Origin of the sequence: Psychromonas sp. MME1, from assembly GCF_041080865.1 — a bacterium.
GTDB lineage: Bacteria > Pseudomonadota > Gammaproteobacteria > Enterobacterales > Psychromonadaceae > Psychromonas.
In genome coordinates, this window is sequence record NZ_CP160906.1 from 2529850 (window position 1) to 2553594 (window position 23745).

20 protein-coding genes and 1 pseudogene are annotated in these 23745 nt (G+C 40.5%); 16 read left to right on the forward strand and 5 right to left on the reverse strand.

Going from position 1 to position 23745, the window contains the following annotated elements:
• The first annotated feature begins 86 nt into the window (after nt 1-86).
• Nucleotides 87-2576 carry a ribonuclease R gene (rnr, locus tag AB2N10_RS11575; RefSeq protein WP_354625427.1) on the forward strand — a complete coding sequence of 830 codons (2490 nt, stop codon included), beginning with the start codon at nt 87-89 and terminating at the stop codon, nt 2574-2576.
• A 31-nt stretch (nt 2577-2607) separates the two neighbouring features.
• Complete coding sequence (gene rlmB, locus AB2N10_RS11580; RefSeq protein WP_354625426.1) at nt 2608-3348, forward strand: 23S rRNA (guanosine(2251)-2'-O)-methyltransferase RlmB; 741 nt, start codon at nt 2608-2610, stop codon at nt 3346-3348.
• A 40-nt stretch (nt 3349-3388) separates the two neighbouring features.
• Here rlmB and AB2N10_RS11585 read toward each other — a convergent pair whose 3' ends face one another.
• The gene (locus tag AB2N10_RS11585; protein WP_369433872.1) at nt 3389-4648 is read right to left on the reverse strand and encodes a DUF481 domain-containing protein; all 1260 of its coding nucleotides are present in this window, start codon (nt 4646-4648) and stop codon (nt 3389-3391) included.
• 237 nt (nt 4649-4885) lie between these two features.
• Here AB2N10_RS11585 and rpsF point away from each other — a divergent pair, with 237 nt between their 5' ends.
• From rpsF to AB2N10_RS11620, 7 genes and pseudogenes are all read left to right on the forward strand, one after another.
• Nucleotides 4886-5287 carry a 30S ribosomal protein S6 gene (gene rpsF, locus AB2N10_RS11590; protein ID WP_354625425.1) on the forward strand — a complete coding sequence of 134 codons (402 nt, stop codon included), beginning with the start codon at nt 4886-4888 and terminating at the stop codon, nt 5285-5287.
• A gap of 14 nt (nt 5288-5301) precedes the next feature.
• Nucleotides 5302-5607, forward strand: coding sequence for a primosomal replication protein N (gene priB / locus AB2N10_RS11595; RefSeq protein WP_354625424.1), 306 nt, complete (start codon nt 5302-5304; stop codon nt 5605-5607).
• A 9-nt stretch (nt 5608-5616) separates the two neighbouring features.
• Nucleotides 5617-5844, forward strand: a complete 228-nt coding sequence (gene rpsR, locus AB2N10_RS11600; RefSeq protein ID WP_019613652.1) for a 30S ribosomal protein S18 — start codon at nt 5617-5619, stop codon at nt 5842-5844.
• A gap of 16 nt (nt 5845-5860) precedes the next feature.
• Complete coding sequence (rplI, locus tag AB2N10_RS11605; RefSeq protein ID WP_354625423.1) at nt 5861-6313, forward strand: 50S ribosomal protein L9; 453 nt, start codon at nt 5861-5863, stop codon at nt 6311-6313.
• Between the two features lie 192 nt (nt 6314-6505).
• Nucleotides 6506-8169: pseudogene (locus AB2N10_RS11610) on the forward strand (methyl-accepting chemotaxis protein).
• 278 nt (nt 8170-8447) lie between these two features.
• A complete protein-coding gene (locus AB2N10_RS11615; protein WP_354625421.1) occupies nt 8448-10295 on the forward strand; it encodes a diguanylate cyclase in 1848 nt (615 codons plus the stop codon).
• A 60-nt stretch (nt 10296-10355) separates the two neighbouring features.
• On the forward strand, nt 10356-10817 hold the full coding sequence (locus AB2N10_RS11620) for a GAF domain-containing protein (protein WP_354625420.1): 462 nt from the start codon (nt 10356-10358) through the stop codon (nt 10815-10817).
• 110 nt (nt 10818-10927) lie between these two features.
• Here AB2N10_RS11620 and lysS read toward each other — a convergent pair whose 3' ends face one another.
• Nucleotides 10928-12445: a lysine--tRNA ligase gene (lysS, locus tag AB2N10_RS11625; RefSeq protein ID WP_354625419.1), complete on the reverse strand. Its 1518-nt coding sequence runs from the start codon at nt 12443-12445 to the stop codon at nt 10928-10930.
• 34 nt (nt 12446-12479) lie between these two features.
• Nucleotides 12480-13578, reverse strand: a protein-coding gene (prfB, locus tag AB2N10_RS11630; RefSeq protein ID WP_369433873.1) for a peptide chain release factor 2 whose coding sequence is annotated in 2 segments (ribosomal slippage) — nt 12480-13502 and nt 13504-13578 — 1098 coding nt in all. Because the reading frame shifts where the segments join, the coding sequence is not laid out codon by codon here.
• A gap of 301 nt (nt 13579-13879) precedes the next feature.
• On the opposite strand from prfB, the gene AB2N10_RS11635 reads away from it, so the two are divergent.
• From AB2N10_RS11635 to AB2N10_RS11655, 5 genes are all read left to right on the forward strand, one after another.
• Nucleotides 13880-15604, forward strand: a complete 1725-nt coding sequence (locus tag AB2N10_RS11635) for an acetolactate synthase 3 large subunit (RefSeq protein ID WP_354625418.1) — start codon at nt 13880-13882, stop codon at nt 15602-15604.
• Nucleotides 15597-16094 carry an acetolactate synthase small subunit gene (ilvN, locus tag AB2N10_RS11640; protein ID WP_354625417.1) on the forward strand — a complete coding sequence of 166 codons (498 nt, stop codon included), beginning with the start codon at nt 15597-15599 and terminating at the stop codon, nt 16092-16094. Before AB2N10_RS11635 ends, ilvN begins: the two co-directional genes overlap by 8 nt.
• Before the next feature lie 78 nt (nt 16095-16172).
• Nucleotides 16173-16382 carry a hypothetical protein gene (locus AB2N10_RS11645; protein WP_354625416.1) on the forward strand — a complete coding sequence of 70 codons (210 nt, stop codon included), beginning with the start codon at nt 16173-16175 and terminating at the stop codon, nt 16380-16382.
• Entirely contained in the window at nt 16379-16828 is a 450-nt protein-coding gene (locus tag AB2N10_RS11650) for a copper chaperone PCu(A)C (RefSeq protein WP_354625415.1), read from the forward strand. The genes AB2N10_RS11645 and AB2N10_RS11650 overlap by 4 nt, the downstream gene beginning before the upstream one ends.
• Before the next feature lie 24 nt (nt 16829-16852).
• The gene (locus AB2N10_RS11655; protein WP_354625414.1) at nt 16853-17488 is read left to right on the forward strand and encodes a TIGR04219 family outer membrane beta-barrel protein; all 636 of its coding nucleotides are present in this window, start codon (nt 16853-16855) and stop codon (nt 17486-17488) included.
• A 221-nt stretch (nt 17489-17709) separates the two neighbouring features.
• Here AB2N10_RS11655 and AB2N10_RS11660 read toward each other — a convergent pair whose 3' ends face one another.
• A complete protein-coding gene (locus AB2N10_RS11660; protein ID WP_354625413.1) occupies nt 17710-18828 on the reverse strand; it encodes a helix-turn-helix transcriptional regulator in 1119 nt (372 codons plus the stop codon).
• A 164-nt stretch (nt 18829-18992) separates the two neighbouring features.
• On the opposite strand from AB2N10_RS11660, the gene AB2N10_RS11665 reads away from it, so the two are divergent.
• Nucleotides 18993-20819 carry a hypothetical protein gene (locus AB2N10_RS11665; RefSeq protein ID WP_369433874.1) on the forward strand — a complete coding sequence of 609 codons (1827 nt, stop codon included), beginning with the start codon at nt 18993-18995 and terminating at the stop codon, nt 20817-20819.
• Nucleotides 20819-22399: a hypothetical protein gene (locus AB2N10_RS11670; protein ID WP_369433875.1), complete on the forward strand. Its 1581-nt coding sequence runs from the start codon at nt 20819-20821 to the stop codon at nt 22397-22399. Before AB2N10_RS11665 ends, AB2N10_RS11670 begins: the two co-directional genes overlap by 1 nt.
• Before the next feature lie 213 nt (nt 22400-22612).
• Here the strand turns inward: AB2N10_RS11670 and ansA are convergent, their stop codons facing one another.
• Nucleotides 22613-23626 (reverse strand): asparaginase, encoded by a 1014-nt coding sequence (gene ansA / locus AB2N10_RS11675; protein WP_354625411.1) that lies wholly within the window; start codon nt 23624-23626, stop codon nt 22613-22615.
• Between the last annotated feature and the right edge of the window lie 119 nt (nt 23627-23745).

Here is a 23745-nt window from a genome sequence, read left to right on the forward strand (position 1 = left end):
TTAAGTTGCTGATTGAGCCATATTAATAAGATGCAATCGCTATTTTCGGATATACTTTCAGTAATATATTATAAGAGAGCAACAATATGACCATAGATCCCCATTTAGAGCGCGAATCAGAAAGTTACGAGCATCCCGTTCCAAGCCGTGAATTCATTTTAGAATACATGGAAAAGCAAGCGAAGCCGATAACTCGTGACGCCCTCTTTAAGGCTTTTTCATTAAGCAGTGAGGAAGAAGCTGAAGGGTTACGCCGTCGTTTAAAAGCGATGGAGCGAGATGGTCAATTAGTTTGGTGCCGTAATGCCACCTATGCGTTACCTGAAAAACTTGATTTAGTGAAAGGCAAAGTGATTGGCCATAAGGATGGCTTTGGTTTTCTAAAAAGCGAAGCGGGTGGCGATGACCTTTTCTTACCTAATCACCAAATGCGCTTTCTATTTCATGGTGATACCATTTTAGCACAACCTGTCAAAGTCGATGCCAAAGGGCGTACCGAAGCACGCTTTGTACGCTTACTCGATGCCCGCAAAGAACCCATTGTTGGGCGCTATTTTGTCGAAGAGGGTATTGCCGTTGTGGTGCCGGATGATTCGCGTATTAATCAAGAAATTTTAATCAGCAAAGAAAATAATGGTGGCGCACGTCATGGGCAAATTGTTGTTGTAGAAATAACTCAACGTCCAAAGGCGCGTTTCACGGCTCAGGGAAAAATATCCGAAGTACTCGGACAAGCGATGGAACCGGGGATGGAAGTGGAAATCGCAATACGTACCCACGATATTCCCCATGAATGGCCTAAGGGGTTAGATAAAGAACTCAAACAGTTTGCTGAATTTGTCCCTGAGCATGCCATTGTTGGTCGTGTTGATTTACGTGAACTACCTTTGGTTACCATCGATGGTGAAGATGCGCGTGACTTTGATGACGCTGTCTACTGTCAACGTGAAACCGATGGCGGTTGGCGCTTATGGGTGGCGATTGCCGATGTCAGCTATTACGTGCGTCACGGAACCCTATTAGATAAAGAAGCGATTAATCGTGGTAACTCGGTCTATTTTCCTGACCAAGTTATCCCAATGCTGCCAGAAGTCTTATCCAATGGTTTATGTTCATTAAATCCCCAAGTTGACCGCTTATGTATGGTCAGTGAGATGGTGATCTCGAAGGATGGCACGCTAAAAGATTATAAATTTTATGAAGCAGTGATGAACTCGCATGCGCGCTTTACTTATACCAAAGTTGCTAAAATTTTAGCAGGTGATGAAGCGTTAAGAGACCACTACAAACCTTTAGTCCCCCATCTCGAAGAGTTAGAAAATCTCTACAAAGCCTTTAAAAAGGCGCGTCATATTCGTGGCGGCATGGAGTTTGAAACGCTAGAAGTGCGCTTTATATTCAATGAAGCACGTAAAATCGAATCGATAGAGCCTTTAATTCGCAATGATGCGCATAAGATCATCGAAGAGTGCATGATCCAAGCAAATGTTGCCTCTGCTCTATTAATTGAAAAGGCAGAAGCCGCAGCACTATATCGCGTCCATGAAACGCCAAGTGAAGAGAAACTAGCAAACTTTCGCTCTTTCCTTGCGGAATTAGGGTTAAGTTTAGAAGGTGGCGATAGCCCTGCTCCTCGCGACTACGCTAATCTAGCCGAACAATTTGCGGATCGAGAAGATAGTGAGCTTTTACAAACCATGTTATTACGGTCGATGAAACAGGCTGTTTATCAAGATGAAAATCTCGGTCATTTTGGTCTGGCATTAGCTGAATATTCTCACTTTACTTCGCCAATTCGTCGTTACCCAGATCTTATTTTACATCGCGCCATTAAATACTTAATTGCACAGCAAGAGAATGGGCAACAAAAATCGAAATGGACAAATACCGGTGGTTACCATTATCAACATGATGAGATGGGAGTACTCGGTGAGCATTGCTCAATGACCGAACGCCGTGCTGATGATGCAACGCGTGACGTTGCTGATGCCTTAAAATGTGAATATATGCAAGATCACGTTGGTGATACCATGACGGGCACCATCGCTGCGGTGACCAATTTTGGCTTCTTTGTCCGTTTGAACGATATTCATATCGATGGATTAGTGCATGTAACCAGCCTACTGTCCGATTACTACATCTTTGATGCGGGCAAACAAACCTTGAAAGGTGAGCGTACAGGTCGCACTTACCGTATTGGCGATGTGTTAGATGTGAAAGTATTATCGGTTAACTTAGATGATAAGAAAATCGATTTTGAACTGGCCGACCAAGAAGCGGCAGGACAACGAAAACGAGCTCGGACAACGGCAGCAAGAGAGAATGAGCGCCCAATCGATCGCCGTGCCAAAAACAGCCGAAATCGTAAAGAAAAAAATAAAATGAGCGATCAACCCGTGATCCGTGAAATCGATCAAAACAGCGCGGAGCAACAGAAAAAAGCAAAGGCAAAAAAGAAGAAAAAAATAAAACAGGGTGAAAAAAACACCCCTACATCGAGAAAGAAAAAAACAACAGCGAAGAAAAAACGCCCCGGCCGTGCCGAGCGAAATAAAGCCAAAGCAAAAGGCGAATAGCTGATAATCCATTTAAATATTAGAGAAAACGATGAGTAAAAGTGAATTAATTTATGGCATGCATGCCGTTGATGCGTTACTAGAAAGACAACCAGAGCGCGTAATCGAAATATACGCACTCAAAGGGCGTGATGACGAACGCCTTAACGCAATTCTAAATAAAGCGCGTGAATGGGGAGTATCAATACAGGAGATGCAACGCAAGGCATTGGATGATAAATCCGATGGCGAGCAGCATCAAGGTATCATGGCGCGCGTTAAAGCAGCTAAAATACTCACGGATAATGATTTAGAACCCATTTTAAACGAGTTAGATGTACCTCCCTTTCTACTAATTTTAGATGGGGTAACCGATCCTCATAATCTTGGTGCATGTTTACGTAGTGCTGAAGCGGCAGGCGTTCACGCGGTCATTATTCCAAAAGATAATTCAGCGAGCCTAACGCCCGTTGTGCGCAAAGTTGCCTGTGGGGCTGCCGAATCAATCCCGCTTATCCATGTTACTAACCTCGCGCGTATGATGCGCAGTTTACAAGAGAAAGGAATTTGGATTTACGGGACTGCTGGAGAAGCTGAACAAAGCATCTACGATTGTAAACTTTCTGGTGGTATTGCATTGGCGATGGGTGCTGAAGGCAAAGGTTTACGCCGTTTAACACGCGAACATTGTGATGAACTGATAAAATTACCGATGGCGGGCGCGGTTTCTAGTTTGAATGTATCAGTGGCAACGGGCATCTGTCTATTTGAAGTAGTTCGTCAGCGCCGTTAAGATCCTTTTGAACGCGTGCAATGAAAATGTTGCATGCGTTCTAAAATGCATAAAGGAGCTTTAATCCACTCGTCACTTCACGATTTTTGGTATCTTCAGGCACTGTCGTTGTGTAGGTATAATCCAAGTCAAAAACCAAATACAGCTCTTGATAAATTCTATTCTGCGCTTTTACTACTGAATTATAGGTTGAACTTTTTCGCCCCGTTTGCACCGCCCCTTCTGCAGAAAATTGCAATGCATCTGAGAAAACAAAACTATAGAAATAGTAGGCACGAATAATCGCTTCGTTAATCGTGATCTCATCTTCCCCCTCATTAGGTTGTGCTATTTTATAACCAGGCCCAAACTCGGCATTAAGCGTATGTTTATCGCTATGCAATATTTTTCGACCATACCCCACTGCATATACATCTTCACGTTTATAACTAGAAAAACGCCCGTGTTGCATATCACTTCGAGAATAGATGAAGTCTTCCGGAGCTAAATGATAATCACCCTGCAATTGCCAACGTTGTTTAGATGTTTTGGTTTTGCCATCTTCATCTTCAAATTCAAAATAAAGGTCATTATGAATTTTATACTTGTCCCGTATTTCATAATCGACAATAAGACGCCCATCAAGGGAACGATTGACATTATTGTCCTGCTCATAGCTATAACCAAACTGAACCGAACCAGATAATGGGTTATAGGTCTCTTTTTTTTGCTGAATTTTATCAGGGCTACTATCTTCGTTATGTTTAGGGCGCTTAATAATATCCGGCTGACTATCAATTTTAAATTTCATCTCTTTATTTTGTGCCATCAATAGATCTTCATCTTTTTGCATTTTTTGAGCTTCGGAGAGCTCCACTTGCAATGCTTGATATTGCTGACGAGTAGCCTCTAGATGAGCATTCTGCTCTTGTATCATTTGTTCACGTTTACGTAACTGCTCCTGTAGGGCGTTATTTTCTGCGATAAATTGTTTTAACTGCTCAGCTTGATTTTGAGATTTTTTTAATAAACGCTGATGCAACGCTTTTTGCTGTTTTAGTTCAGCATTATTATAAGCGATGTGACTTTCCATCGACCAAAATGAAGGAGGCGTAGAGCTTTCCTGTAGTTGATACTGCGAAAGTTGATGCTGCGAAAGTTGTTCAGCATGGGGCTGCCTAGCTTGCTCAAGTCGCACATTCTCTTGTGCCGGCAAATAGCTAAAGGTAAGCTTACTATCTTCATTATCCAATGAGATGATAACGACAGAAAGTAACGCAAGAGAAATTGTAAAAACCAATAAAAATCGAGAATTAAACAAGGTGAACTCAATAAAACAGTTAAAAAACCAAAAAGAGATATACTTATATTAGAGATTAATCAATTAGATGCAATACGTTAAGATAATATCAATAATTAGCATAATCAAAGCTTGCACCAGATTACGCTAAGCTGTACACTTTGTCGCCTTAAATCAACCACCCTTTTTGTTCCTTGCTTCTATTGGTACGGTTGAGCCAAATTAAGAAGCTACTAACCCGTAAGGAGCGATTTTTATATGCGTCATTATGAAATCGTATTTATGGTTCACCCTGATCAGAGTGAACAAGTTAATGGTATGATCGAGCGTTACACTGCATCTATTACAGAAGCAGGTGGTACTGTTCATCGCCTAGAAGATTGGGGCCGTCGTCAACTGGCTTACCCAATCAACAAGCTACACAAAGCACACTATGTTCTTATGAATATTGAAGCTGAGCAAAGCGTAATCGATGATTTGGAAACTGCTTTCCGTTTCAACGACGCAGTGATCCGCAACATGATCATGCGTACTAAAGCACCTATTACTGAAGCATCTGTAGTGGCAAAAGCAAAAGAAGAGCGTTCTGAACGTGCTCCTCGTGCTCCACGCCCTGAGTTCGATACGGACACAGCAGACACTGAAGAAGCAGACGCTTAAGCATAAGTAACTTAGTGACTGATAACTTTTTGCGACTTTCAGGTGTAGTAACAGAAAAACCTACATTCAAAAAAAGTCCGGCAGGTATTGAACACTGCAATTTTGTGATTGAACATAATTCAATGCAAGAAGAAGCAGAGTTACCACGCAACGTTTTTTGCTATATGCCCGTTGCAGCAAGTGGAACACTCGCTAATCAGTTGAAACATAAATTATCGAAAGGGATGCAAATTAGAGTAAGTGGCTTTATCACTTATCACCAAAGCGCCAATAAGCTTGGTAAACTCGTATTGCATGCTAAGTACATAGAACAAATTTGAGGAAATACCATGGCTCGTTACTTCCGCCGTCGTAAGTTCTGTCGTTTCACCGCTGAAGGTGTTAGCGAAATTGATTACAAAGACGTAGTTACGTTAAAAAATTACATCACAGAAAGTGGTAAAATCGTACCAAGCCGTATTACTGGCACAAGTGCAAAATACCAACGCCAATTAGCGCGCGCTATTAAACGTGCTCGTTACTTGTCACTTTTACCTTACACAGATTTACACAAGTAAATAGGAGCTATATATTATGGAAATTATCCTACAAGATACAGTTGCTAACCTTGGTAAACTAGGCGATAAAGTTAACGTTAAAGCAGGTTACGCACGTAACTTCCTTTTCCCGCAACAAAAAGCTGTACCAGCAAACAAAGCAAACTTAGAAGCTTTTGAAGCACGTCGTGCTGAATTAGAAGCTAAGCAAGCTGCAAACCTTGCTGCTGCGCAACAACGTGGTGCAGCACTAGAAGCACTAGAAGTTGTTACTATCGCATCTAAAGCTGGTGATGAAGGTAAATTATTCGGTTCAATCGGTACGCGTGATATTGCTGATGCAATCACAGCGGCTGGTGTAGCTGTTGTTAAAAGTGAAGTACGTCTTCCTGAAGGCGCTTTACGCCACACTGGTACATACGAAATTGCTGTTTCAGTACACTCTGACGTATCAACAATTGTTAATCTTGAAGTGGTAGCAGCAGAGTAATCTCTCCTAACACGTTCAAGCATAAAAATACCTGCCCTGTGCAGGTATTTTTTTATCCAATTATTTTTTAATAGCGTGCCACTCATCACATCCGCATAGCATAATAGCTACATGACAAGATCCCAATCACATTCATCGCTATTAGCAATAAGATAAAATAAACACATTATCTCTGTAGCAAGGAAGTGCGCCATGTCCAAATTAACATTACTTAATAAATTACTCATACTTACCCTTTTACCGCTTATTATTATTCTAATTTCGGTTGTTTCTGTCTCCTATACCGTTAATGTTGAGGCTCTTAACCATGATATTGATACATTCCGCACTACCTTAATTAAAGAGAGAAAAAAACAACTTAAGGAGATAACAGAAGTTGCAGTAGGGATAGTGGGCTATCAAAAATCACTTGGAGATAAAGGGGACATTAAGGCAGCGCTTCGTGATCTTCGTTTTGGTAATGCCGGCTATTTTTATATCTACGATACTCAGGGTAATAACATATTTCATGCTTTCAAACCTGACTTAGAAGGAAAAAACCTACTCAGCTTAAGTGACTCTAAAGGGACTAAAATAGTTGTAGGTTTACTTAATGCCGCACAAAAAGGCGATGGTAATTTCTCCTACTTTTATCAAAAGCCAGGCTCACAGACTCAAATTGAAAAACTCGGCTATGCAACCATGATCCCTAACACTAACTGGATGCTGGAACTGGCGCTTATATTGATGATATTGAAACAGTCATCGATGGATATGCGATAATGGCAAAGCAAACCCTGCAAGAAACAATGGTGATGCTTGCCTTGATATCACTCGCCTTAATCATCGTGACAATCATCATTATCTATCTGGCAGCAATCCGAATTGTTAATCCGATCAAAAATATGGCGAACAACCTTAATGATATTGCACAGGGTGAAGGAGACCTAACGCGACGTCTTAGTGTCAAAGGTAAAGATGAAATAGCACAACTCGGTCGGGCATTTAATCTATTCGTTGATAAACTACAACACACAATAAGCGATATCAATGCCGTCACCATAAAAATCAACCAAGCTGGCGATGATATGTACAAACAGAGCAGTGATATCGCCACCCAATTACTCAGTCATAATAATGAAACAGAGCAAGTTGCATCGGCCATTACCGAAATGTCATCAACGGCCCATGAAGTAGCCAGTAATACTAATCATGTGGCTGATGCAACACAAAATGTCACCAAAGATGTGATGCGCGCTCAAGAGTGTGTAGATACCTCATTATTTGAAATTTCAGGTTTAGTCGATGAAATCAATGGTGCGGCAAAGAGTATGAGCTCGCTGAGTGAACAATCGAAAAAAATTAATAACGTACTCACCGTTATTGGCAGCATCGCTGAACAAACGAACCTATTAGCACTTAATGCAGCCATCGAAGCTGCACGTGCAGGAGAGCAAGGACGCGGCTTTGCCGTTGTTGCAGATGAGGTACGCAGCCTTGCTAGCCGTACGCAGGAGAGTACGTTAGAGATCAATGATATGCTTTCTGAATTGCATCGTTTAGTGACACTTTCAGTTAACGCAATGGAACTTAGCCAAGAGCGAAGCATCCGCTCAGTAGACTCATCACAGGCGATTTCAGAAAGCCTCGGGGCAGTTACCACTGCGATTAATTCAATTAATGATATGACCACACAAATAGCCACGGCATCGACCGAACAAAGTTCTGTGACAGAGGAAATTAATCGTAATATCAATGCGATTCAGGACATTGTCAACATACTCACACAGAGCAGTAAAGAAGCAGAAGCCGTCAGCCGCAACGTATCCAGTGAGGGAGATAAACTTGAACAGTTAGTCAGTCAATTTAAAATATAATTGATTTAAATAACCCCATAGGGAAGTTTTTGTTTGCACGGTCTGCCGCATCGTAATTTTATAACAACGCAGATTGGTGCTATTTTCTTCCCTATGGACGCTTGCAACTGGTAAAGTGTCCTGAGGCGATATCGATATATGGGCATTTTTCTCGGCTTAGTCCCAAGAGCCAAACTAGATCAATAAAAGTATGAGTAACATCTTCTCCTCGTAGCGACTACATTGTTACCAAAACAACATAATGATAATATGCAAAATTAATTAACAGGTGAGGATTAATGATAGCAATGCCCAACCGTTACCTTTTTGTGATAATTACCTTCATCCTGATTATTGTCATCACAATATTTAGCGGGCATAAATCTCAGCTAAGCCACACAAAGATCCACGCTAAAAATGGTATAATCGATATCTCTTCAGCCATTAAGCAAAGTCGAACACTTCATTTAAATGGCCAGTGGTTATTTTTTTATAACCAATTTTTAACTAATCAAGAGATACAAGAGAATATAGCGCAAGCCAAGCCGATCAATGTTCCTGCAAACTGGAAGCTTACTCAGTTTGAGCCACAAGTAAGTAAAACAGATGGCTTTGGTACCTACTATTTACAGATAACACGGGGCAAACATAAACAGCCACTGGCAATTAGTTTACCCATTATTTATTCAGCCTATCGTCTATATATCGATGATCAACTACTTGTTATATCTGGAAATGCTGCACAAAATAAAAATGATCAAGTGCCGCGTTATAAAACGCGTATTTTACAACTAGATACAGAGAAAGAAGTTATTCACCTTACGCTGCAGGTAGCAAATTTCGAAACAGATTGGGGAGGTATTCGCTACCCGATAACGATAGGCGATGCAGAGCTCATTTATCAAAATGATAAAATGAGCGCGATGAAGAGCATATTTCTAGCTGCCTTTTTATTGGCCATTGCCCTGTATAACCTGATACTTTTTTCATTAAGAAAAACGGACTCATTACCCCTGATATTTGCCCTAATATGTTTTGTTTTAGGGGGACGTGAATTTTTTATCGGTAACTATATCATCTTAAATTATCTGCCCGAATTAACCTTTTTACAAATGGATAGGGTAGAGCACCTTACCTTTTTCATTGCTGGCCCACTCATCATGCATTTTAATTACTTGAGCTTTCCGGCCTATTTTAATAAACGTTTCCTTATTAGCACCTATCTCATTGCCATATTATTAAGCCTGGTGCTTTTAATTTACCAGAATCATTTCACCGTATTTATTATGCAGCTGCTATCGTTATTTTATGTAGTCTATGCACTTTATGTGGTGGTACTAGCGTGTAAAGCAAAGCAAACTGGAGCGGGCATTATCTTACTGGCGAGTATGATTTTAGGGGGCTGCGTTGTCAATGATATTTTATATGCCCGTGAACTTATTATTAGTAGTTATTTAAGTAGTTTAGGTTTAGCAATTTATGTACTATCACAGGCTTATATGACTGGCGTAAAATTTAACCTCGCTTTTATAAACAATGAAAATTTAAGTAAACGCCTGACACGTCGTAATACAATTTTAGAAAATCTAACATTGAGATTTGAAGCCAAAGTTAAGGAGCGTACAGCGGAATTAGCCGATGCCAACCAACGTTTAAAAAAGATAGCGCAAACAGATCCCCTTACTCAAGTAGCAAATCGCAATGGTATTCAAGAGATAATACAACATGAAGAAGCTCGCTTTAAACGTAGTGCAAAAACATACTCTATAGGAATCTTAGATTTAGATCATTTCAAAAACATTAACGACAAATATGGCCATGATGGCGGCGATGAAGTATTAAAAAACGCAGCTAACATAATTAAGCAAAATATCCGTGGGCAAGATAAGGTGGCACGATGGGGCGGCGAAGAGTTTATTATTTTATTGCCGGAAACAAATTTGCTTGGCGCGGCAGAGGTCGCTAATAAATTACGCAATATGATTCAGCAAACAACCATAAAAATGTCTGGTCATGATATTCACATAACCGCAACAATTGGTTTAGCTGAAGCGCAATATGGTGAATCTTTTGATACAACATTCAAACGTGCAGATCTTGCCTTATATAAAGGCAAGGAAACAGGTAGAAATAAAGTGGCAATCTAGTCAGCCCTATACCACTCAAAGCATCACTAGAGATCTATTTAACAACTTAAAAGATAAATAATGAAAACCTTAGAACAGTACCAATTACTCACTACACAAGCGCTATCTATTATTGAAAATGAAGCGGATTTAATCGCCAATCTTGCCAATATTAGCGCCCTACTCAATATGAATTTAGATAACATCAATTGGGTTGGTTTTTATCTGCTAAAAGAGAGTCAACTTGTATTAGGTCCATTTCAAGGCAAGGTTGCCTGTATACGCATTCCTTTAAATAAAGGGGTATGTGGGAAAGCATTTTCAGATAACCAAATTCAGCGCATTGCCGATGTGCATCAATTTGAAGGCCATATCGCCTGTGATAGCGCGAGCCAATCTGAAATTGTGCTGCCGATTTGTGTCGATGGCATCGCGGTTGCCGTGCTAGATATCGATAGCCCAATTATAAACCGATTCAGCGAATTAGATCAGCAAGGGTTAAGCTATTTTATTGAACAGATTCAAGAGAAGCTTGGCTTTTAACCATACAATGTTTATCGAAGATGCCTTCATAGAATCCAAGCCATAGATTGCTAAGTAAAAAAAGCCCCGCTAATTAGCGAGGCTTTTCATATCCAACCTCTCGGTTAGGTTTATTTAGCTTGTGGGCGCATGTGTGGGAACAGTAATACATCACGAATAGTATGGCTGTCAGTGAACAACATAACTAGACGGTCAATACCGATACCTTCACCCGCTGTTGGTGGTAAACCATGCTCAAGTGCAGTTATATAATCGGCATCATAGAACATTGCTTCATCATCACCCGACTCTTTCTGTGCCACTTGATCCATAAAGCGTTCCGCTTGATCCTGTGCATCATTTAACTCAGAGAAACCATTCGCTAGCTCACGACCACCAACAAAGAACTCAAAACGGTCAGTTACAGTTGGGTCATCATCGTTACGACGCGCTAAAGGAGACGTCTCTGCTGGATAGGCAGTAATGAAAGTCGGTTGTAACAATTGATGTTCAGCAGACTCTTCAAAAATCTCAGTTAACACACGACCTTCACCCCACCCCTCTTTCAGGTTAACATGTAAACGCTCAGCCACCGCTTTAAGCCCAGCCATTGAGTCAAGTTCGCTTGCTTCTATACCCTCGTTATATTTTAGTACCGCCTCTTTCATGGTCATGCGCACAAAAGGAGCACCAAAATCAAACTCTTGCTCACCGTATTTAACGATACTCGAACCTAATACATTTTCAGTAATAGTGCGCAGCATATCTTCCGTCAAATTCATTAAGTCAATGTAATCGGCATAGGCTTGATAAAACTCAATCATGGTAAATTCAGGGTTATGACGAGTAGAAACCCCTTCGTTACGGAAGCTACGGTTTATTTCGAAAACACGCTCAAATCCACCAACAACTAAACGTTTAAGATTTAGCTCAGGCGCGATACGTAAATACATAGGTAAATCTAAAGCATTGTGGAATGTTTCAAATGGACGAGCGGTTGCCCCACCAGGTATCGCTTGTAACATCGGTGTTTCCACTTCCATGAAATCACGATCGGTTAAATAATGGCGAATAGCGGTAATGATTTTATTACGTAAAATAAACGTCTTACGTGACGCTTCGTTAGCAATTAAATCAAGGTAACGTTGGCGGTAACACGCTTCGGTATCAGAAAGCCCATGAAATTTATCAGGTAATGGACGCAATGCTTTGGTTAAAATGCGAATTTCACTGACTTTAATACTTAACTCGTTGGTTTGCGTTTTAAATAAAACACCTTTAGCGCCGACGATATCGCCTAAGTCCCATTTTTTAAACTCTTCGTTATAGAAACCTTCTGCTAGGTTATCACGAGCAACATAAACCTGTACGCGTCCCCCCATATCTTGGATTGTCGCAAAACTTGCTTTACCCATGATACGACGAGTCATCATGCGACCAGCAACACTCACCTCAACGGCAAGCTCCTCTAACTCTTCTTTGCTTTTCGCTTCATATAACTGATGTAATTGATCGGAGATATTGGCACGACGGAAGTCATTTGGAAATGCTTGGCCTTTTTCGCGCATCGCATTCAATTTAGCTAAACGCTGTGCCAGTATTTCATTTAACTCTTCTTGTGGTGCTTCTTCTTTTATTTGCTCTGACATGATAATTCCTGTTATTAATCTTTTAAAAATTTTATTACAAACCTGATTTCAGGCTCGCTTCAATAAATTTATCCAAACCGCCATCGAGTACCGCTTGAGTATTGCGGCTTTCAACACCGGTTCGCAAATCTTTAATGCGCGCATCATCTAAAACGTATGAACGAATTTGACTTCCCCAACCGATGTCCGATTTATTATCTTCACTCGCCTGTTTTTGTGCATTCTGCTTTTGCAGTTCATATTCATACAACTTAGCTTTTAACTGCTTCATTGCTTGATCTTTATTTTTATGTTGCGAACGGTCATTTTGACACTGCACCACTATATTGGTTGGCACATGAGTAATACGTACCGCTGATTCAGTGGTGTTAACATGCTGTCCACCTGCACCTGATGCACGATATACATCAATACGTAATTCCGCGGGATTAATCTGAATATCAATATCGTCATCAATTTCAGGATAAATAAAGGCTGATGCGAATGATGTATGACGACGTCCCGTTGAGTCAAAGGGCGATTTACGAACAAGACGGTGAACCCCAGTTTCAGTTCGCAACCAACCAAAAGCATATTCGCCAGCAAAACGGATCGTTGCCCCTTTTATACCCGCGACATCCCCAGGAGAAACTTCCATTAATTCGGTTTTATAACCGTGAGCTTCACCCCAACGCAAATACATGCGCAATAATATATTTGCCCAATCTTGCGCTTCAGTGCCACCAGAGCCTGATTGAATATCCAAATAGCATGAACTTGCATCGTGTTTTCCTGAAAACATACGACGAAACTCAAGCATCTCTAATTTTTTTTCTAATTCATCCGTTTGGCTTTGCGCTTCATCAAAACTATCTTGATCAGACTCCTCAACGGCCATTTCAACTAGCATTTCAATTTCTTCCGTGCCAGTGGCCAATTCATCAATCGTTTCCACCACTAATTCCAGTGAACTACGCTCTTTGCCTAATGCCTGGGCTCGATCTGGGTCATTCCATACATCGGGTGATTCTAACTCACGGGTAACCTCTTCTAAACGCTCTAATTTAGCATCGTAGTCAAAGATACCCCCGGAGCAAATTAGCTCGCTCATTTAGGTCTTTTACTTTATTTAAAATGGGATTGACTTCAAACATTAAAAATCTCTATTGATTGCTGACGAAAAGAGCCGAATTTTAACCAATATCCGCTGAAATATATAGAGCATAAAGAAAATAAGTAAATTTGTTCACTATCTTTTTCTGCCATTAACCGCCATTTTTTGGCTCAACGAGCGTAAAGTGGATAAAAACCAATAAATTTCCTGTTTTTTTATCAACGCGGGGATGCAATTTTTTTTCATTGCCGTAAAGTACAACGTTCGTATAACAAGGTTCGCCCTAACCCGATACAGGTTAGAAGCGACGCAATTTACCAATTGTATATTAGGAGAAAGTTATGGAGATGTTATCTGGCGCTGAAATGGTTGTCCGATCACTACAGGATGAAGGTATAGAGCATATTTTCGGTTATCCTGGCGGTTCCGTATTAGATATCTACGACGCTATTTTTCAATGTAGCGATATTGAACACTATTTAGTTCGTCATGAACAAGCAGCCGTACACATGGCAGATGCTTATTCAAGAGCGACGGGCAAAGTAGGCACCGTTCTGGTAACAGCAGGACCAGGTGCGACAAACTGTATTACAGGCATTGCAACAGCTTATATGGACTCTATTCCATTAGTGGTACTTTCAGGACAAGTACCCACCAATTGGATTGGTGATGATGCATTCCAAGAAACGGATATGATTGGGGTTTCTCGCCCAGTCGTAAAACACAGTTTCTTATGCCGCACAGCAGAAGAAATACCCATTGCCATCAAAAAAGCATTCTATCTTGCATCAACTGGACGACCAGGTCCCGTTGTTGTCGATTTACCAAAAGATGTGCAAAACCCACTGAATAAATTTCCCTATGAATACCCAAAAAGTGTCAGTTTACGCTCGTATAACCCAACCTTTAGTGGTCATAAAGGGCAAATAAAACGCGCCTTAAACGCATTACTCAAAGCTAAAAGGCCTGTACTTTATGTTGGTGGTGGTGCCATTGCATGTAATGCATCTAAACAAATCATTGAACTGGCTGAAAAATTAAACTTACCCGTAACCAATACGTTAATGGGGTTAGGGGCATTTCCAGGGCAACATAAACAAAATATCGGTATGCTGGGTATGCATGGCACCTATGAAGCCAATCTAACCATGCACAATGCAGATCTTATTTTTGCATTAGGCGCGCGTTTTGATGATCGTGTTACCAATAATGTCGAAAAATTTTGTCCAAACGCTAAAATTATGCAAATTGATATTGATCCAACTTCAATTTCAAAAAATATTCATGTTGACCTGCCTATCGTTGGTTCTATAGAGATTGTTTTACAGCAAATGCTTGATTTGCTACTAGTCACGCAGGAAACAAATGACGCAGAAAAAATAGCACAGTGGTGGGATAAAATTAATATTTGGCGCGCTAAAAACTGCCTTGCTTACAAAACATCGAATAGCCACATTAAGCCACAACAGGTAATTGAAAGTTTATACAAAGTTACCAATGGGGATGCCATTGTCACCTCTGATGTAGGCCAACACCAAATGTTCGCAGCGCTTTACTACCCCTTCAAAGAGCCGCGTCAATGGATTAACTCGGGTGGCTTAGGCACAATGGGCTTCGGTCTACCTGCTGCTATCGGCTGTAAAATTGCTTATCCAGATCGTCCCGTTGTTTGTGTGACTGGTGACGGTTCAATTCAAATGAATATCCAAGAGCTTTCAACCTGTATGCAATACAACATCCCCGTTGTTATTGTCCTACTAAATAATCGCTCTTTGGGGATGGTAAAACAGTGGCAGAAAATGTTCTACGGTGGCCGTCAGTCTCACTCCTATATGGATAGTGTTCCTGATTTTGTTAAATTATCTGAAGCTTATAACCATGTTGGTATCAAAGTTGATACTCTTGATGAACTTGAGCCTGCGCTTGAACGTGCATTTGAACTCAAGGATCGCGTCGTGTTTATTGATGTCATGATTGATCCAGAGGAGCACGTTTACCCAATGCAAATTAAGTTCGGTAGCATGGAAGATATGTATTTAAGCAAAACGGAGCAAACTAATGCGTAGTATTATTTCTGTATTACTTGAAAATGAATCAGGTGCACTTTCTCGCGTTGTTGGGCTTTTTTCACAGCGCGGTTATAACATTGAATCATTAACGGTGTCACCAACCAATGATAAAACGTTATCACGCATGACTATCACCACGGAAGTGTCCGATGTAGCACGTCTTGAACAGATGATGAAACAATTACATAAATTGGTCGATGTCTTGCGCGTATCGGAATTAACTGAAGGCCCACATGTTGAACGTGAACTTTTATTAGTAAAAGTTCGCACATTAAATGATACTCGTGAAGAGATAAAACGTTGTGCCGATATCTATCGTGGCCAAATTGTTGATATCACACAAAACCTTTACACCATCCAACTAAGTGGTACTTGTTCTAAGCTTGATGCATTTATTGCAACACTTGAAGATACCTGTGAAATTGTTGAGGTTGTTCGCTCTGGTGTCTGTGGTATCGCACGCGGTGAAAAAGCACTACGCGGTTAAATGGTAAAACTGATTACCCTATAAAATGCAAAGCTCAGAATTCTGGCTTTGCATTTTTTATTTCTACTAGGAGCGGTTATGTTCGAGTTAGGTGCATTATTACTCTCTGCATTTATTCTATTTATGTTTGGTTTATCAACTATTAGCTTAATCTGTATCGGGGCTATTATCATTTTGAGCTTTATCTTGTTGAATACGATTGCATTTATCTTTAAATTTGCATTTTGGATTATTTTAGCAATGATTATCTATTACCTCTTTTTCAACAAGGAACGGGATCAACCATGAAAATTTTTAATTACGCACTGATACTAGCGAGCTTACTGCTCAGTAACACTCTGCTTGCAAATACACTGACTGTCGACAACGCCTACGTCAGAGCAACACCACCACACGCACAAAATAGTGCAGCTTTTATGGTGATAAGCAATAGTAGCGAACAAAACATCAATCTTGTTTCAGCTAGCTCTGATATTGCTGAACGCGTCGAATTACACACCCATATAATGCAAGATGGGTTAATGAAAATGCGTCAGGTTGCAAAAATTGAAGTCCCAGCGAAGCAGCAAGCAATACTACAACCTGGTGGTTTGCATATAATGTTTATTGGCTTAAAAGAGGACCTGAAAGAGAATAAGTCTGTTATAGTGAAATTGTTATTTGATAATGGTGAAGAGATGACGATTAACGCACCGATCAAAAAAACTGTAATGCATAAAAATAAAACCAATTAATAATTACAATCAATAGGATTAACAATGAAAAAACAGATCTGCGCAGCCGTTGTGGCTGGCCTTATAAGCATGCCAACTATGGCTGATTTCTTAGGCGTATATGCAGGTGTTGATTACCGCAAAACAAAAACCAATCATACAGCCAATGGCTATACGGATGGATTTGATGACACGAATAACTTTTCGGGGTATCTCGCATTTGAGCACTTTATTCCACTCGTCCCCAATGCAAAAATCAAATACTCAGACTTAAGTGGTGAACACAGTGCAGACTCGAAGAACATTGACAGTTCATCAAAGAATGCCATTTTGTATTACCAACTACTTGATAACAGCTTGTTTGAGTTGGACTTTGGTCTGGCATACACCCGTGTTGAAACAGACTACGACAATTTAAGCACAAATTTAGGGCAAGCTTACGGTGCTGCAAAAGTGCATATCCCAGGTATTGCTATGCATGCATTCACTGAAGTTATTAGCGGCTCTATCAACGATGATGATGCAACAGACGCAGAAATTGGCCTTGCTTATACATTCAATCCGAATTCTGCGTTATTAAATTTTTCCCTACGAGCAGGTTACCGCTACCAAGAGGCAAAAATAGACCGCTTTAAACAAGAAAATAAGGGGCCATTTATCGGTCTGGAAGCACATTTCTAATAGTTCGTCACATTAAATGATCGAGTGCTTAACGGACTACGCTCATTGATAACAATCCCCGCCATAAATGTGCACAAGCGTAGCTTAAACACATCACGCGGGGACTGTAATTGATACCGGTTAGAATAAAGAACAGAACCAACATCCCCATTCTCACCCCCAGCATAAAAAACAACAAAAGGCATATAAGAGACACCGCCATTACAGCTAATGCCATTCATCTATATGACCAATTGCTCTTTGTGCATAATGTTGCAAGCCGGACTGGTCATCACCTTGACAACTAACTCACTCTGCCGCTTCGTTGCTGTTTTTTTCATTATTGTTTTTAAATAGCTCCTAACGGTTTCATAACTTAAGTTAGCTATTTTCGCAACCTCCAATAGTGAGTGACCATTTACCAACTCACTACAAATTAGACTTTCTTTGGTTGATAAATTATATAATTGAGATAACAGCTCCCTATTCACACAGGGAAGATGTCGATGGTAAATGAAAAGTGCAACACCAGCATGGCGGCCTTGTTTATGAAACAAAGGTGCAAATGTTAATGTGGTAGGGATTGCATCATCACCAGATAGTTGAATATTACAGATTGAGTTTTGTTGTAAACATCTTTGTATTGCACGCTGAATACGCTGATTAATTTTAACATTTATCCAATGCAAGGTCTGATTAACTTTCTTTAAATAGTTATGCGAAGATAAAAACTGTTCTGCTTGTTGATTACAATCAGCCACATAACCTTGCTCATCCAATAAAATAACAGGTAACTGAATTTGATTGAATAATAATTTTCTTATCAAATGTGGTTGATCATATTTCAATTTAAGTTGGTAAAGCTGCATTGAATGTTGAATGTGTGGAATGATTCTTTCTATAAAGCGATTCTCCTGCAATGAAAATTCACCTTGATTTTTACTTCGATGAAAAAAGAACTGGCAGCTCGATTCAGACTCATAACTCAACACGCTTCCACCAGCATAATAAATATCAAGATCCCTATTTAAACGCTGAAAAAAATCTGGATTTACTTGTAGCATTAACTCTGCGTCACAATCCCCCATGGTAATCAACTCACCAGGCAACGCTTCACTCAAACGCATAATCAAAGGATCTTTCTTGCTATTCTGCTGCAAAAAAAGTGATGCATCGCTAATATCCAACCCCTCCATCCAGATAATATTTTCCCTTTCTAGCGACTCATTAAACACCACAATGGCAGCGGAAAGTAGATTACAACGCTGAACGAATTGCTTTAAAAATGGTTTAAAACCAGCAGGCTGAACTAAAGCAGTATATAACGATTGTATTAACCGCTCACAGTCAGATTCAACCATATGCAACTCCCTATTAATCATTAAGCTTCAGAAAATGGCTATACATCAATGATATATCAAACAATTACCAGTTTATACCCAAATGGGGGTATTTGCAGCGGTACTTTTATATTATTGTGAAACCTAACATCTCAGTAAAAAGCATAATATAAAAGGAGTTAATTATGAAATTACATCCGCTTGTCCTGGCATTAGGTCTAACACCATTGGTAGGTTGTGGAGGAGGAAGTTCATCATCTGATAACGCCACCGCGACTAGCTACTCAGTATATGCAATTGATGGATATCTACGCAACGCGCAAGTATGGCTTGATCTAAATGGTAATTATCAATTAGATTTAGGAGAGCCAGAGGCACTTTCTGGAGAAGGTGGTTTAACCATATTAGATACAACCAATATCAGCAATCCAGAGCAATACTCGGTTGTTGTCAAGGCAATTGCAGCACAAACAATTGATGAAGATACTGTGACTGTAAGCAATCCCAATGGCATCGCAATTACCACTCCATTTTTATTATCCGCACCAGCGGGTCAAACAGTCATATCTCCGCTTTCCACCTTAGTTAAAATAAAAATGGATAACGGCCAGGATCAGCAGCAAGCAATGACAGCTGTCGCAACAGAGTTAGGTATTGTCGAAGACGCCTTACTTGGGGATTATATTGCAGCCAACCAAGGTGATATCGCAGCAAAAGCTAATGCAGTCGTAGAGTTAGGCGTACTGCCTGAGTCTGAACAAAAATTACAGGAAATTAGCCAAGATAATAGTAATCTTGATGAGCAGTTAACGACGCACTTAGAGACGGTGAAAGTACTAACCGAAGAGCAACGTTTAGTTAAAGAAGAAGACGGTAGTATCACTGTAGCGACAAAAATCGATACGGATGATGATGGTGTCATTGATGATAAAGATGCTTTTCCAACAGATGCCAGCGAATGGTTAGACAGTGATAAAGATGGCATGGGCAACAATAGCGATGCTTTCCCAAATGATGCGACCGAAACTGTAGATACCGATAAAGACGGTGTAGGTGACAATAGCGATGCCTTCCCTAATGATGCGACAGAAACTGTAGATACCGATAAAGACGGCATGGGTGACAATAGCGATGCCTTCCCTAATGATGCGACAGAAACTGTAGATAGCGATCAAGACGGTGTGGGTGACAATAGCGATGCCTTCCCTAATGATGCGACTGAAACAGTAGATACCGATAAAGACGGCATGGGTGACAATAGCGATGCCTTCCCTAATGATGCGACAGAAACTGTAGATAGCGATCAAGACGGTGTGGGTGACAATAGCGATGCCTTCCCAAATAATGCGACTGAAAGCGCAGATACCGATAAAGATGGTATGGGTGACAATAGCGATGCCTTCCCTAATGATGCGTCAGAAACTGTAGATAGCGATCAAGACGGTGTGGGTGACAATAGCGATGCCTTCCCAAATAATGCGACTGAAAGCGCAGATACCGATAAAGATGGCATCGGTGACAATAGCGATGCCTTCCCTAATGATGCGTCAGAAACTGTAGATAGCGATCAAGACGGTGTGGGTGACAATAGCGATGCCTTCCCAAATGATGCGACTGAAAACGCAGATACCGATCAAGATGGCATCGGTGACAATAGCGATGCTTATGCCAATGATCCTGATAAATCTGTGCTTGATACGTTTAGCAACAAAACATATACAACACCATTTATCCACCCTGTATTTAGAAAAGTAACCATTGTTGCAGTAAATACAGAAACATATATTCAAACGTTCAATAATGGTGATATACAAACGGCAACCATGATCTCTTATACCGCACTCAATGGTGTTCACTATGGTCATAACGAAATATTGGACCTATTAAAAACAGATGGCAGTTTTAACAGAATTAGTGCATGGAAATATGACTTCAACCTTGATGGTAACGCTCAATTTATCGGTGCCGCAATTGATATCGGTAATGAACAGCTAGTGGTGAAAACTTCTTAATGTATGTCGATGAGTCTGATGCCGCACTTGAAGGGGGCAATAATGGAGGAGGAAGGAACTATGATGGTATCTTTAATCCTGAATCAACCACTCATCCGGATGACCTATCTCAGGTTGATTTTGTTGCCAACGTCACCGTAACATGGCAAGAGAGCGATAAAGGAATAACCACCACAACAGATTTTATGCAATATCCAGCAGCAGGATTTGATCACACTAATATATCAGCTTTACAGGCTGAATATGCGGAGCATAAAACGGTGATGGTTGACGAAAATGGCGCACTATCTACCATAGACAAACATGATGACTGGAACGCTGACACGACCGTTAACTCACACATACAGTTTACTGTCATCGCGGAAAATCAATACCAGCTCAACTATAAACGTCCTGTCTGGGCAAATCCAACAGATGGCATTGATGAAGAGTATGCAGACTATAGCTACATAAACGGTAAAGCTGATACCTTAACCTCTTACTGGTACGAAACCAGCGAAAGTTTAAATGATCAAGGTGTACATATCTACGCCGGTAAACGTTATGTACTGGATCAGCAGGATGAAGCCAATATTAAACTGGTTGATGCGGAAAATCCGAATGGTTTGCTTTTCCAAGAATATTCTTCAACTCGTAAATCGGTCAGTGCAACAGAAAATAATGAAATTGTTACCTGGACGCACTATCCACTTGCCGGTTATGACTTTACCGTTGACACCGAAGATACTGGCCAAAACTACAAAATATTCCAAAAACAAAGCAACGGTATCTGGGTTGGCTACACTTTTCCACAATGGGGCTCACAGTCAATTGTTGATCTGCCAGGAAAAATTGAAGCTGCGCGCGCAGGCGGCACAGCGCTTTCAGAAATTGATGAACAGGTTATTGCAGGCTTAAGCCGTTACAATCAACCGATTACCACAACGTCTTTTGCCTACGATGAGCATGGAAATCCGATAACGTGGTACTTTGTCAGTAATCATCCTATTGTCACAGATGGCCAATATACAATGAGTCCCGTTACCCTAACCAATAACGGTTTTAAAGATGGCTGGCTGGTATTAAACGCCGCTGATAACTTCTTCCTTGCCGAGCCGACGACAGATACACCATGGAACTGGTTTAATGCTTATCAACGCTATTGGTTAGGCATTGACTCAATCGACACGGATCCCAACCACTTCATGTGGAGTAACTGGCTAGGTGAGTTTTACTTAGATGAAAGTCAAGCAGAAGCAAAACTTGCTGTATTACAAATTGAACACTTAATTGGTACATGGGCTAATGATTATGTCGCATTTCAATTTAACAGTGATATGACCTATGTAATGGAGCAAAAAATAGGTGATGGTGAATCACCGACAGGAACAGAGTCGGGAACCTTTAGCTATAATAGTGCGACAGGAGCAATAACAGTAACCTCTATCATCGATGATCAAAATGGCAGCTCAGGTCTTTCCGACTACCTGAATAACCCAAGCAATTCTTTTGTGCTTGCTCTGCCAGTCGTTAATGGCAGCTTAACCTTTAGTTATGTCGATGGTGATGAGAGTGGTGAATTTACACTCAATGCAAACTGATGCAGCATCATTAACCTGATTTTTACGGCAAAATAATTAAAGGTAAAACATTTATACCCATGTTATGTCAGGCACTAGCTCGGATACCAGAGCAAGACGTAACATGAGGTATAACTATACTTCAATTTTTTGCCTCGCATCTCGGCACTCTTTTTCTGCTGACTTTGCATCTTGAAGTATCATGGGTATAAATAGGGTATTAGCAGACCATGTTTAACGCCCTAACTCCCCCCTTAAATTCGTCCCTAATAATTCGCGAATCACTTTATTAGAAAGCCCTTGGCTAAGTAAGTAATATAATTTAGCGATCACGGTTTCCGTGGTCATATCCAAGCCACTAATAACCCCCGCTTCTAATAAGGCATGCCCTGTTGCATAGCCATCCATATTAACTTTACCTTTCAAACATTGACTGCAGTTGACAATTAACACACCACGATCACTCGCCTCTTTTAAGGTCTCTAAAAGAGAGTCATCTTGTTGTGCATTGCCCACACCATAGGTCAATAATACCAAGGCTTTAATTGGACTTTTTAAAAGGTTTTCGAGCACTTGCGAGTCTAATCCTGGAAATAGATGTAAAATAGCGATCGATTGGCTTTCAATCTCGGTAACGCGCAAACGTGTATTCACCGAACTTTGCGTCACCCCTGCAATATTTTTTATCTCAATTCCCGCCTCCAACAAAACCGGATAATTGGGAGAGACAAAGGCATCAAAGCCATCGGCATACTGCTTAGTGGTACGATTACCACGAAATAGCTGATTATTAAAAAACAGGCACACCTCATTAATGGGATGGTAAGCCGCGAGATAGAGCGAATTTAATAGATTAATACGCGCGTCGGAACGCAATTGAGAGAGTGGAATTTGCGATCCAGTAATAATTACCGGCTTAGATAAGTTTTCAAATAAAAAGGAGAGCGCGGATGCACTATAGGACATGGTATCGGTGCCATGCAAAATAATGAAACCATCGAAATCGTGATAACGTTTTTGAATATCTAGAGCCAGCGTATTCCAAACTTGAGGGGAAACATTCGCTGAATCAATCAGGGGGTTATATTCATAAAGCTCAAACTCAGGCATCTCATCATGATAAAACTCAGGCATATTCGCGATGGTTTGTGACAGATACCCTACCGCTGGAATAAAACCATCTTTAGAAGGTTTCATACCAATAGTTCCGCCAGTATAAGCAATATAAATTCGTTTTTTCTGGTTCATCGCACTTCTCTTTTATTCTTTATATAACGTTGCTAACTTGTATCGACACACGTAAAACGTGCTTTTGCGCCCTATTATGAAATTAATGAATAGACATAGCCACTATTATGTTTACTGTA